This is a genomic window from Streptomyces sp. NPDC059994 (genome assembly GCF_042737755.1).
Lineage (GTDB): Bacteria > Actinomycetota > Actinomycetes > Streptomycetales > Streptomycetaceae > Streptomyces.
In genome coordinates this window covers 117477-130692 of record NZ_JBHWUR010000007.1, presented here as the reverse complement: position 1 = coordinate 130692, position 13216 = coordinate 117477, and the positions used below count along the sequence as shown (strand labels likewise).

Sequence of the window (13216 nt, the reverse complement as noted above, 5' to 3'; positions counted from 1 at the left end):
CGAGCGAACCGGAACGCAGCGGCGTCATCCGCTACACCCAGGACGTGTCCCCCCGCCGGGCGGGTGGACTGGCAGGTTCGACGCTCATTCCAGCCGGCGGATCACGGGCGCTGTGGATGCCCCGGAAGTAGGGATCATCCGCTGTCACCGGCCAGGTTCCGCCTTTCGGTTCGTCGATCCCAGAACACGGCCGGTGGCGGCGCCGAAACATGGCCGGCCCCGACATGATCAGCGTGAAGACGGGCACACGGAGGGCTACTGGCAGGCGGTGGAGGCGGTATGCGCAGCGTGGGTGTAGAGGAGGAGCTGCTGCTGGTCGATGCCCGCAGCGGCTTTCCGCAGGCGGTCGCCGGAGCGGTGCTGGCGGCAGCCGAGCGACAGGCCTGGGAAGGACCTGGCGAGGTCACGTCCAGCCATCACCTGGAGAAGGAGCTGCAGAAGGAGCAGTTGGAGTTCGCCACCAAGCCGGTGACGCGGATGGGTGAGCTCCAGGAGGAGATCAGGCGCAGGCGTCATGAGGCCGCCCGGCACGCGGCGACCGCCGGGGCCGTGGTGGCGGCCATCGCGACATCTCCCCTGCCCGTGCGGCCCCTGCTGAACGTCGGCAAGCGCTACAAGTGGATGGGCGAACAGTTCGGGCTGACCGCGCAGGAACAGCTGACGTGCGGCTGCCATGTCCACGTGGCCGTCGAGTCGGACGAGGAAGGAGTGGCGGTCCTGGACCGCATCCGGCCCTGGCTGTCCGTCCTGACGGCGATGAGCGCGAACTCTCCGTTCTGGCAGGGCCAGGACAGTGGGTACGCGAGTTACCGCAGCCGTGTGTGGAACCGGTGGCCCTCGGCCGGACCCGTGGACGTGTTCGGCTCCGCCGACCGCTACCACGAGCAGGTCACGGCGATGGTCGACACCGGAGTGCTGCGCGACAGAGGCATGATCTACTTCGACGCCCGCCTGTCAGCCGTCTACCCCACGGTGGAGATCAGGGTCGCCGACGTCTGTCTGGACCCTGCCACGCCCGTCCTGCTGGCCGCGCTCGCCCGCGGCCTCGTCGAGACAGCCGCACGCGCCTGGCGGGACGGCCGGCCGCCGGCGCGGATCGGCACCAGTCTGCTGCGGCTCGCTTCCTGGCGCGCCGGTCGCTCGGGCCTGGACGGCCCGCTGCTCCACCCCGAGACCATGCGCGAGACGTCCCCCGTGGCAGCGGTGGGCGCCCTCTACCAGCACGTACGGGCGGCGCTCGTGGACCACGACGACGATGAACTCGTCCGGGAGGGCATCGCGAAGCTGGAGCGGCGGGGGAACGGCGCCCAGACGCAGCGCAGGCTCCTGCGCGACGAGGGCGACCTGGCCCGCGTGGTGACCCGGTGCGCGGAGCTGACCACGGGCGGAGAAGACCCGCAGGTGTAGCAGCCCTATGCGCCCACGCGGCCCGGTCTGCCGCACCACGCCCGCCGCCCTCCTGCGGACCGGCCGCGCTCCCCCGCGGGCGGAGCCCGGGCCGTGCGCGCTGCGGCGGTATCCCGGCCGCGTGGTCGAACGGCATCGCCTCCAAGCGGCTTGTGCGGCACTGCGCACGAGGGAGGTCGACATGCCGGTGATCAGCCGCCCCGGACGCGAACGCCTTCGGCGGCGGTTTCAAAAGCGCCCGCACCGGTCATGGCTGTCACTCGCCCGAACGCCTGGAGAAACGATGACCGACAAGCGCTCCATGAAAGCGGCCACGGACAAGGTGGCGCATGTCCCGCGCGGCGGCGCACGGGAGCCCACCGGGCCGGAGGACGGTGTGCCGGGCAAGCCGGGACCGGTCTCCCCCGAGGTACCCGAGCGGACCGAGCCCACCGGACCCCTGCCGCCCAAGGCGGATCAGACGGGCCCGGAGACGGTCGGTCCCACGGGGCAGCCCACCGGTGCGGAGCACGCACGGATGGCGCAGAGCGGCGCGTATCTGACCAACGCGCAGGGCACCCGTTTGTACGACACCGACCACTCGCTCAAGGCCGGCCCGCGCGGGCCGGTGCTGCTGCAGGACCACCACCTGCGCGAGAAGATCATGCACTTCGACCACGAGCGGATCCCGGAGCGCGTGGTGCACGCGCGCGGTGCCGCAGCGCACGGTGTCTTCCAGGCCTACGGCAGCGCCACCGGGGTGACGAAAGCCGCCTTCCTCGCGCAGGGGGCGGAAACCCCGGTCTTCGTACGGTTCTCCACGGTGCTCGGTTCCCGCGGCTCCGCCGACACGGTCCGCGACACACGCGGCTTCGCCACCAAGTTCTACACCGATGAAGGTGTCTTCGACCTGGTCGGCAACAACATGCCGGTCTTCTTCATCCAGGACGCCATCAAGTTCCCGGACATCATCCACGCGGGCAAGCCCCACCCGGACCGGGAGATCCCCCAGGCGCAGAGCGCCCACGACACCTTCTGGGATTTCGTCTCCCTGCACACCGAGGCCACCCATCACACGCTCTGGAACATGTCCGACCGTGGCATCCCGCGCTCCTACCGGATGATGGAGGGCTTCGGCGTCCACACCTTCCGTCTGGTCAACGCCGAAGGCGCCACGACGCTGGTGAAGTTCCACTGGAAGCCCAGGCTCGGCGTGCACTCCCTCGTCTGGGAGGAGGCGCAGCTGATCAACGGAATCGACCCGGACTTCCACCGGCGCGACCTGGCGGACGCCATCGAGGCCGGCGCGTTCCCCCAGTGGGAGCTGGGCATCCAGACGTTCCCCGACACCCCTGAACAGACGTACGAGGGTATCGACCTGCTCGACCCCACCAAGATCGTCCCGGAGGAGCTGGCCCCCGTCCAGCCGATCGGTCTGCTGACGCTCAACGCCAACCCCTCCAACTTCTTCGCCGAGACCGAGCAGGTCGCCTTCCATGTCGGGCACCTCGTCCCGGGTATCGACGTCACCGACGACCCACTGCTGGCCGGGCGCATGTTCTCCTACCTCGATACGCAGATCACCCGGCTGGGCGGACCGAACTTCCCGCAGCTGCCCATCAACCGCACCCACGCGCCCGTCAACGACATGTTCCGCGACGGCATGCACCAGAGCGCGGTGCACCGGGGTGTCGCCCCGTACCACCCCAACAGTCTGGACGGTGGCTGCCCCTTCTTCGCGGGCGCCGACACCGGGGCGTTCATCGAAGTACCCGTCGAAATGCCGGCCGCCCGCAAGGTCCGTGAGGCGCCCGTTTCCTTCTCCGACCACTTCAGCCAGGCCAGGTTGTTCTGGCTCAGCATGAGCGAGGTCGAACGCGAGCACACCATCGCGGCCTACACCTTCGAGCTCTCCAAGTGCTACGAGCAGCCCATCCGCGAACGCATGCTGACCGTGCTCGCCAACATCGACACCGAACTGGCTGCCCAGGTCGCCGCGGGGCTCGGCCTGCCTGCGCCGTCCGCCACCGAGCCCCACGCCCAGCCCGACCCCAGCCCCGCCCTGTCGCAGGTGGGAGGCTCCTGGCCGGTGGACGGGCGCAGCGTGGGCATCATCACCGGTCCGGAAGGGGACCTGGAAAGCGTGGCCCGGGTACGCCAGGCCGTCCTCGACGCGGGCATGGTGCCCCTCGTCGTCGCGCCGGTGGGGGGTGTCCTCGGGAGCGGGGACGGCGCGGTCACCGTCCAGCGGACGTTCGCCGCAGCGCGGTCGGTGGAGTTCGACGCGCTGCTGTGCGCCGGGACACCCGCCCCGGGCTCCGATGCCTACGGCGCCCGGGACGCGAAGGCGGGTCTCCCCGAGCCGGGCCCCATCGACCCTCGGGTCCAGGCCCTGTTCCTTGAGGCCTATCGGCACGGCAAAGCCATCGGCGGCTGGAACGACGCCCGTCAGCTCTTCCACACTCTCGGCCTGACCGCGGACACCCCCGGCGTCGTCCTGGGCGAGGACGCCGGGGGTGTCCTGGAGCAGGTGACCACGCTTCTGGGCAGCCACCGCGTCTGGCAGCGGTTCCCCGCCGCTGTCTGAGACCGGCTGGCCTACGGCTCCCCCATCAGGTGGAGCGGGCTCATGGCCCCGGCGGAGTACGCCGACGGCTGCTTCCCAGCAACCGTCGGCAGGCGGTGTTCGTGCCGGTCCGGCCCGGCTGTGGGTCCGGACCGGCCGCCTGTCCCGTCGCTGTGCGGCCGTCGTCGGCGGCCCGGCTTCAACGGCTCGGGCATGGGGTCCACCGCTGGGGCCGGATCAGTGCGGGTGGGTGATCGGTCAGAGACCGGTCAGAGAGTCTCGCCCGGGTTTCCGGGCCGGATGCGCCCGCGCCAGCCACCGCTGTCGCCACCGCTCTCGACGTAGTCCTTGTACCGGCGCATGTCTCCCTTCACACGCCGACCGATCACACCCAGCGCGTCCGCGCCCTTCTCAACGACCCCGGTGGGCTCGACCTCCATCGTCAACTCCACCCTGGTGCGGGTGTCGTCCAGCCGCTCGAATTGGACCGATCCCCGCTGCTGGGTGTCACCGCCGACGGAACGCCAGGTGATCCGGTCGTCAGGCAACTGGTCCACGATCTCCGTGTCGAACTCACGCCGCACCCCACCGATGCTGGTGGTCCAGTGGTTGTGCCGGTCGTCGAGCTGCCTGACCTCCTCGACGCCCTCCATGAACTTGGGGAATTCCTCGAACTGCGTCCACTGGTTGTACGCCTCGCGGATCGGAACCTCCACGTCGACCGCTTCCTTGACCGTGCTCATGAATTCCTCCTTATCGTCTCTGACGGGAACCGCCACAGGCGTGCCGACTCCCGTCCGTGCGTGCATGGCGCCGGGTACCCGGGACAACATCGCGGAAACCGTCCCTCCACCGGTGCGGGAGGGCTGCGGCCGACGTGGCGGGAACGCGCGAGGAGCCCTCACTCGCTCCATCGGATGACGGAAGAGAGCGGTGGGCTGAGCGGCCTGCGCCCTCGACGGCCCGTGGCACCACCGCGCGGGGGGAGCAACACCGCATACGCCCTGTAACTGACGGAATTGACGATTCCGCAACAACATGATCGTGAGTGGTCATTTTCAGTCAGGATCGAACCCGTCACTCCACGTGCCGGGCCCCCATCCCCCCTCCCGGGCCTCGCCTGCCCGCATCAACCCACGCCGGTCCCGCCATGCACACCGAGTGGCAGGCATTCATGCGGAGTTACCGCGAGTTCGGCGAAAATTCTTCCGACTTCCCGGCAAGTGGAGACAAGACTCGACCGAAACTGGCCGTGATCCTTTGACTCCCGATCGACCATTCGGTGAAGGTCGTTCACATGTCCGTCACAACCGGAGCCTCCACGGGTAGCCCGATACGCCGACGCGACTTCCGGCTGCTGCTCGCGGGAGCGGCCGCCGGACAACTCGGCGCTCAGGTCACGCTGGTGGCCCTTCCCCTCGTAGCTGTCCTCGAACTCAACGCCTCCGCCCTCCAAGTGGGCCTGCTCACCGCCGCGGAGACCGCCGCCTTCCTGCTCGTCGGGCTGCCCGCCGGGGCCCTCACCGACCGCATGCGCAAGCGCCCCCTGATGGTCCGCGCGGACCTGGTGCGCGCCGTGGCGATGGCCAGCATCCCCGCCGCCGCGGTCGCCGACGCCCTGACGATGGCCCAGCTCTACGTCGTCGCGCTCATCACCGGAGTGGCGACCGTGTTCTTCGACGTCGCGCACCAGAGCTACCTGCCGCAGATCCTGCCGCGCGAGGAGCTCATGGCCGGCAACGGCGCGCTGGAGACGGTCCGTTCCACCGCTCAGGTGGCCGGACCGGGGGCCGGAGGCGGGCTGGTCCAGCTCGTCGGAGCGCACCTCGCCGTCCTCACCGACGCCCTCGGCTACGTGCTGTCCGCCCTGGTCCTCCTGCGCATCAAGCAGCCGGAACAACCGCCCCAGGCCCCCTCCGACGCCTCCCTGCGCAAGGACATCGGCGAAGGCATCCGCTTCGTCACCGGCCATCCACTGCTCCGTGTCATCGCCCTGACCACCGGACTCGGCAACCTGTGCATGGCCGTCCTCATGGCAACCCAGACCGTGCATCTCGTACGCGTCGTCGGACTTGAGCCGGGCGCCCTGGGACTGGTGCTGTCCGCGTCAGCGGTCGGCGGGCTCCTGGGCGCCCTGTGCTCCGCGCGGCTCGCCGCCCGGTGGGGGCAGGCCCGGCTCATCCTGTGGTCCGTCCTCCTCAGCGGACCGTTCGCCGTGCTGTGGCCGCTGTCCGGGCACGGCACCCTGGGCGCGGTCCTGTTCGCCACCGGATCGGCGGGCATCTCCTTCGGCGCCGTCGTCTACAACATCGCCCAGGTCAGCTTCCGCCAGGGACTGTGCCCGCCGCGGCTGCTCGGCCGGATGAACGCCACCTTGCGCTTCCTCATGTGGGGCACCCTGCCGCTCGGCGCGCTCCTCGGCGGCGCCCTCGCCCAGTCCTTCGGGCCGCGCACCGCACTCGCCTGCTGCGCCGCCGGTTTCCTCCTCGTACCGCTGCCGCTGCTGTTCTCCCCGCTGCGCCGCATGCGGGACCTGCCGGGACCCGAGGGCCTCTTGGACGCCACCCCCGAGACCCCCAGGGAGGACACCGCCGCGGACGGCGAGGGACAGCCCGCCCCCACGCCCTCCCGCTGAACCAACCATCGCGGCCGCGCACGCAGCCTGCGCCGCGGCCCGTTCCGCGCCCCCGCGCCCCGACATACCCGGACAGACCACAAGCAGACCACGACCACGCCACGACAGAAGAGGACTCCGTGCCCAGCATCACGAGCCAGTACCTGGCCCGCTACCGGCGTATCACCGCCGGCGACGGGCCCAGCGCCCTGCTGCCCGTCACCGGGGCACAGCGCCGCTTCGCACTGGTGCGCTCGCTGGACCCAGCTGGGCGCCCCGACGTGGTGCCGATGTTCTTCGCCTTCCCGCACGGCACCGTCGACCCCGCTCGCCTGCAAGCGGCGGCCCGCCGACTCGCCGCGCGGCACACCGCCCTGCGCTCGCGGCCCGCCGTCGTACGCGGGACCCCCGTCCTGCACACCGGAGAACCGGACATCCGTGTGACCCGCCCGGCTCCCGCGCCGGGCGAGCGCCCCGCCGACACCCTGCGCCGCGCACTGGTTTCCTGGGATCCGCAGGGCCCTCCCCTGCGCCTGTTCCTCGCCCGTGACGACGAGCACCGCACCGACGACATCCTCGCCATCGCCCTGGACCACGCCGTCTGCGACGGCCGGTCGCTGGCGCGGATCGCCGAAGAACTCGGCGCCGCATACGCCGAGGACACCGCCGAGCCCCCCGCCGCGCCCGAGGAGACGGAGGCCGAACTCGCCGCCTACCGGGAGGCGGTGCTGCTCCAACTCGCCGCCGAGGAACGCGCGGACACGCCCGAGGCAGCCGCCTACTGGGCGGACCGGCTGCGCGCCGTGCGCACCCACGCCCCTCTGCCTCGTCCGGAACGCGTGCCCGCCGGCACGCTCCCCAGCGGCTCGGCCGAGGCCCGGCTGCCCGCGCACGACGACGGCGTCCCCTTCCCCGGACTGCTCGACGCCTGCCGCGCCGCGGCGAGCGCGCTGTACGGCCCGGATCACGTCGTTCCGCTCGGCTACCCGTGGGGCGGCCGCCCCGCCGGTGCGCAGCCGGTCGTCGGCTGCTTCCTCAACACCGTCGTCTTCCCGGCCGTCACCGGCCACGGGCCCGGACCGGAGGCGACGGCCGACGCCTGGTGGGACGACCTCGACCGGGCCGACATGCCTTTCGACGCGGTGGTGGCCGCCGCACGGTCCGCCGGCCCTGGCTGGAACGGCGCGCTGGACGGACTGCTGACCGTGGACGACGACAGCCGCCGCCCGCCCCTGGTTCTGGCCGGTGTTCAGGGCCGGGAGGTCCACATCGACGGCAGACCGGTGCGCGGTCCCTTCGCCGTCTCCGTCACCCAGGGGGCGGAGATCCGCCTGCGGATGGTGTGGGACCGCGCGGTGCTCGACGACGCCACCGCGCACCGGGCGTTCGACGCGCTCAGCCAGGCGCTGCGACCGGCGGCGCACACCGCGGGCTGACCCCGCCGCCGGGAGCACACCACGGCAGCGCAGACGCCAGGCATCACCCACCTCCCCTGCCCATGCCCACGTTTCTCCGGCGCGGCCCCGCGCGACCCGCGAAGCCGCCCGTACGACCCAAAAAACCCGGCCACGACCGTGACCGGGCCCCGGAAAACCGCCCCGACGACCTCAGGGACCGACCATGCTTCCGCTCTCCGCCTCGCAGGAGATCGTCTGGCTGCACGAACAGATGCAGCCCGGCAGCCGTGCCTACAACTTCACCGCCGCACTCGACCTGTGGGGCTCCCTGGACACCGAGGCCCTGCACGAGGGTCTGAGCGCCACCCTGGCACGCCACCCCGGCCTGCGGCTCGAACTCGTCGCCCTGCCCGGGTCCGTACCCGGGCAGCGGGTCGCCCAGCAGTGCCGACCCAGGCTGCACACCGTCGACCTCACCGGAAAGGACGACCCCGAGGCGGCCTTCCAGGACCTGCTGCGCGCCGAGGCCGAGACACCGCTCGACACCTTCGAGGCACCGCTGATCCGCTGGACACTCGTACGGCTCGCCGAGCACCACCACCGCCTCGTCCACGTCGAGCACCACCTGATCCACGACGGGCACTCCTTCGCGATCCTGCTCGACGACGTCTTCCGCGTCTACCGCGCCCGCGTCATGGGCGAAACCCTCACGCTCCCGCCCGCCCCCTCGTACGCGGACCACATCCAGGCCCAGACCGAGACCGCCTACGCCCCTGAGTCCCTGGACTTCTGGAAGGCCGAACTGCGCGACCAGCCCCACGACTTGCCGCTGCCCGGCCTCGCCCGACCCGGTGCCCGCCGCAGGCACCACGGCGGACAGCTGCGGCAGACGATCGGCGCCGATCTCGCCGAGCGGCTGCGCGAGCACACCCGTGAGCGCGGCCTCACCCCCTTCGCCACGCTCCTGGGGCTGTTCGCCGAACTCCTGCGCCGGCACAGCGGCCGCTCCCGGATGGTCATCGGCACCGCCGTCGGCAACCGGCCCCTGGGCTACGAGGACGCCGTCGGCATGTTCGTCAACACCATCCCCCTGCCGCTCGCCCTGGACGCCACCGCCCCGGCCCAGGACACCATGGACGACGTCACCGACACCCTCATCCGCGCCCTGCCGCACCAGGACGTACCGGTCCAGGAGCTGACGCGGGCGCTCGGCCTGCACACCTCCGGCGCCGACAACCCGCTGTTCTCCGTCATGTTCAGCGCCCACGACGCTCCGCTGCCCGAGATCGACCTGCCGGGCCTGGACATCACCCTCTTCGAGGGGTTCAACACCGGCACCACCCGCTTCGACCTGGACGTGGTGCTGCTGCCGGACGACCGGCGCGGCGTCACTCCGCGCCACGGCGCGCCCGGAATGACGCTGGTGTGGGACTACGACGCCGACCTGTTCGGCGAGGACGTCGCCCGGCTGCTCTCCGGCCGCTTCCTTGACCTGCTGCGCGCCTACCTCGACACTCCCGAGGCCCCGCTGGCCGACCTCGCCCCGGCCGCGGTGGAGGCGGCCGCCGAGGCCGTGCCCGTCCCGACCGGCCGCGATCTGCTGGATCCGGTGGCCGCCCACCACCCGTCGCTGCCCGCCCTGCTGTGCGGCGCACGCCGTGTGACGTACGGCGAACTCAACGAGCGCGTCGCCTCGCTCTCCGAGCGGCTGCGCGCGGCGGGCATCACGCCGGGCCGGCCGGTGGCCGTCGTCCTGCCCCGGGGAGCCGACTCGGTCGTCGCCCTGCTGGCCTGTCTGCGCACCGGCGCCGTCTACTGCCCGCTGTCGCCCGCCGATCCGCCGGCCCGTATCGCCCTCTTGCTCGAACGGCTCGCCCCGGCACTGGTCCTCATCGGCGAGGGCGGCCCGGCCCTGCCGGAATCCCTGCCCACCGCCCGGATCGACGCGCCCGTGCTTCCCCGCGCCCACGCCGCCGACGTCCTTGCCACCACGACCTACGTCATCCACACCTCCGGCTCCACCGGGACCCCCAAGCCGGTCGCCGTCGGCCGCGCGGCGCTGGAGCACCATCTGACCGCGACCGCCGACCGGTTCGCCCTCACCAGCGCCGACCGGGTCCTCATGTTCGCCCAGCCGTCCTTCGACGTGGCGCTGGAGGAGGTGCTGCCGACCCTGCACGCGGGGGCGTGCCTGGTGGTGCCCGAGCACGAGGTGCCCACCGGGCCGGAGCTCGCCGAGCTGCTCGCCTCCGCCCGGGTCACCGTCGCCAACCTGCCCACCAGCTACTTCCTCTCCACCCGCGAGGAGCTGCGGCCCGCACTGCGCGACGAGCGCTGGGCCCCCAGGCTCCTGGTCCTGGGCGGCGAGCGCCTTCCCGCCGAGACCCTGCGCGGCATCCTCGCCGACACCGACGCCACCGTCCTCAACGCGTACGGCGTCACCGAGGCGGCCATCAGCTCCACCGTCCACGAGATATCCCGCGACGCCCTGGCCGAAGGCGCCGAGATCCCCCTGGGCACCGAACTGCCGGGCGAACGCGTCCATATCCTGGACGCGCACCACCGCCCGCTGCCCGCCGGCGCCGTCGGTGAACTCGCCATCGCCGGGCCCGGCCTGGCCGAGGGCTACCCCGGCAACGCTGAGGTGACGGCCGCCCGGTTCATCGCCGTGGACGCGCTCGGCGGCCGGCGCGTCTACCTCACCGGCGACCTCGGCTACCGCGGCCTGGACGGCCTGCTGTACTTCCTGGGGCGGCGCGACAACCAGGTCAAGCTGCGTGGTCACCGCATCGAGCTGGAAGAGATCGAGGCGGCGGCGTCCGCGGCGCTCGGCGGCCGCTCCTGCGCCGTCGTCCTGGACCGTGACAGCCCGGCCGCGCCCCGGCTCGTCGGCTTCTTCGAGGACGGCGCCGACCTCTCCGACGTCGACGAGAAGGCCCTGCACACCGAGTTGAGCCACCGGCTGCCCGGGCCCCTGGTGCCCGCCCGGTGGGCACGGCTGCAGACCATGCCGACCCTCGCCGGCGGCAAGCCCGACCGTACGGTCCTGGCCCGCCGCGCCGCCGCCCTCGACCCCGTCGCCCCGGCGGCGCCCGAGGCCGTATCCGGGCACGAGCAGGCTGCCCCTGTGCCGGACGATCCGATGACCGCGCTGCTCGTGAACGGCTGGCGTGAGGTTCTCGGCCACAGCCGCTTCGACACCGCCTCCCACTTCTTCCACATCGGGGGCCACTCGCTGCTGGCCGCCGAGCTCGCGGCCTGGCTGGAGCCCCATCTGGGCACGCGCCCGCCGCTGAAGGTGCTCTTCCGCAACCCCGTGCTCGCCGACCAGGCCGACGCCCTCGCCGCCACCGCCCCTGCCTCCACGGAGTCGTGATGATCCAGTCCCCCTCTCTCGCCGACACCACCACCACGGTGGCGAGCATCGCCCACGGCCCCGACGCCGAACCGACCACCGTCCTCGCCCGCTTCGAGGACCATGTCCGGCTCACTCCGCAGGCCCCCGCCGTCATCGACGGCGCGCGGACCTGGACGTACGAGGAACTCGACACCGCCGCCGAGCGCGTCGCCGCCGCCCTGCGCGACCGCGTACGTCCCGGGGACCTGGTCGGCGTCTGCCTCGACCGTTCCACCGCCCTGGTGGTGACCGCCGTCGCGCTCGCCCGGATCGGCGCCGTCTATCTGCCACTGGGCCCGCGCCCCGGTGAGCGCCGCACCCAGGCCGTCACCGAGGACCTCGACGTCGCCTGCCTCATCGGCGACCCCGGTGTCCTGCCCGCGGCCCACCGCGACGGCGAGCACACCCCGCTGCCGCTGCCCATCGCCGGCGTGAACGCCCCGGCCGGCGCGGTGGCCGCGTTCGCCGCCCGCCCGCAGGGCGGACGGCGCGCCCCCGAGGGTGCCCTGTACGCCGTCCTCACCTCCGGATCCACCGGCCGCCCCAAGGCGGTCGCCGTGGCCGAGGCCTCGCTGTCCGTCGCCCTCGACTGGTACCGGGCAGCCACCGGTCTGGCGCCGGGTGACCGGCAGTCCCTGCTCATCGGCGTCGCCTTCGACCCGCACCTGCTGGAGCTGTGGGCCGGGCTGACCTCCGGTGCCGCCCTGGTCCCGGCCCCCGACGACACCCGCTGGGACGCGGCCGTGCTCACCGACTGGTGGCGCGATGCCGCCGTCACCGTCTGCGTGGCGGCGACCCCCACCGTCGAACCACTCCTGGACCGGCCCTGGCCCCAGGACCTGAAACTGCGTCACCTGGTGGTCGGCGGCGACCGCATGCGCCGCCGCCCCGGCCCGGACGTCACGGCCACCGTCCACAACGCCTACGGTCCGGCCGAAGCCACCGTCGTCACCACCACCTACGCGATGCGTGCCGCCGACACGGCCGCAGGCGACGTGTCCCCGCCGCCGATCGGCACCCCGCTGCCGGGTGTCACCGTCGTCGTCACCGACCCCGACGGCCTGCCCGTCGCCCGTGGGCAGGCCGGCGAACTGCGCATCGGCGGCCACTGCCTGGCGCTCGGCTACCTCGACCCCGAGCTCACCGCCCAGCGCTTCACCGCCCCGCCCCAGCACCCGGCGCTGGAAGACGTCGACCGCCTGTACCGCACCGGCGACCGGGTCCGCATGGGCGCCGACGGCAGCCTGGAGTTCCTCGGCCGCCTCGACAACCAGGTCAAGATCAGCGGGGTGCGGATCGAACTCGCCGAGGTGGAAGCCGCCTTCGAGCAGGACGCCCGCGTGCGCACGGCCGTCGTCACCGTGCAGCGCGACGGCTCGGGTCTGGCCCGTCTGGTCGCGCACGTCAAACCCGCCGAGGGTACGAAGCCCGCGCCAGGCGACCTGCTCACCGCGGTCCGCGCCTGGCTCCCCGAACAGGCCGTCCCCGCCGCCGTGCACTTCGTCGACACCTACCCGCTCGACGCCAACGGCAAGGTGGACCGGGCCTCCCTGGCCACCCACGCCCCCGCCCCCGCGGCGCCCGCCGCGCTCGTGGACGACCCGGCCGACGCCACCCCTGGCGAGCAACTGGTCCTGGCGACCGTACGCGAACTCCTCGGGCGGCCCGCGACCGTACTCGGCGACAACTTCACCGACATCGGCGGCACCTCCGTCGTCGCCGCGCGGCTGCTCGCGGTCATCGAGCGCGAGACCGGCATCCGCCCGCGCGCCCACGAACTGCTGCGCAGCACCGACCTGCGCGCCTTCGCCGCCCTCCTCGACCAGCGCCGGACCCCGCGACCGGCAGGAGCCTGA

General features: G+C 72.6%; 7 protein-coding genes. 6 read left to right on the top strand and 1 reads right to left on the bottom strand.

Going from position 1 to position 13216, the window contains the following annotated elements:
- The first annotated feature begins 279 nt into the window (after window positions 1–279).
- Together ACFWA7_RS06665 and ACFWA7_RS06660 are read left to right on the top strand one after the other, a co-directional pair.
- Window positions 280–1407: a glutamate--cysteine ligase gene (locus ACFWA7_RS06665; RefSeq protein ID WP_385821420.1), complete on the top strand. Its 1128-nt coding sequence runs from the start codon at window positions 280–282 to the stop codon at window positions 1405–1407.
- Between the two features lie 283 nt (window positions 1408–1690).
- The gene (locus ACFWA7_RS06660) at window positions 1691–3973 is read left to right on the top strand and encodes a catalase (RefSeq protein WP_385821418.1); all 2283 of its coding nucleotides are present in this window, start codon (window positions 1691–1693) and stop codon (window positions 3971–3973) included.
- A 248-nt stretch (window positions 3974–4221) separates the two neighbouring features.
- On the opposite strand, the gene ACFWA7_RS06655 is transcribed toward ACFWA7_RS06660, so the two are convergent.
- The gene (locus ACFWA7_RS06655; RefSeq protein WP_385537332.1) at window positions 4222–4695 is read right to left on the bottom strand and encodes an SRPBCC family protein; all 474 of its coding nucleotides are present in this window, start codon (window positions 4693–4695) and stop codon (window positions 4222–4224) included.
- Between the two features lie 554 nt (window positions 4696–5249).
- Between ACFWA7_RS06655 and ACFWA7_RS06650 the strand changes: the two genes are divergently transcribed.
- The 4 genes from ACFWA7_RS06650 to ACFWA7_RS06635 all read left to right on the top strand — a co-directional run bounded on the left by ACFWA7_RS06650 (window position 5250) and on the right by ACFWA7_RS06635 (window position 13216).
- Complete coding sequence (locus ACFWA7_RS06650; RefSeq protein ID WP_385821416.1) at window positions 5250–6587, top strand: MFS transporter; 1338 nt, start codon at window positions 5250–5252, stop codon at window positions 6585–6587.
- 119 nt (window positions 6588–6706) lie between these two features.
- Window positions 6707–8002 (top strand): non-ribosomal peptide synthetase, encoded by a 1296-nt coding sequence (locus ACFWA7_RS06645; protein WP_385821414.1) that lies wholly within the window; start codon window positions 6707–6709, stop codon window positions 8000–8002.
- Window positions 8003–8186: 184 nt separating this feature from the next.
- Complete coding sequence (locus ACFWA7_RS06640; protein ID WP_385821412.1) at window positions 8187–11339, top strand: amino acid adenylation domain-containing protein; 3153 nt, start codon at window positions 8187–8189, stop codon at window positions 11337–11339.
- Window positions 11339–13216 (top strand): non-ribosomal peptide synthetase, encoded by a 1878-nt coding sequence (locus tag ACFWA7_RS06635; RefSeq protein WP_385821410.1) that lies wholly within the window; start codon window positions 11339–11341, stop codon window positions 13214–13216. Before ACFWA7_RS06640 ends, ACFWA7_RS06635 begins: the two co-directional genes overlap by 1 nt.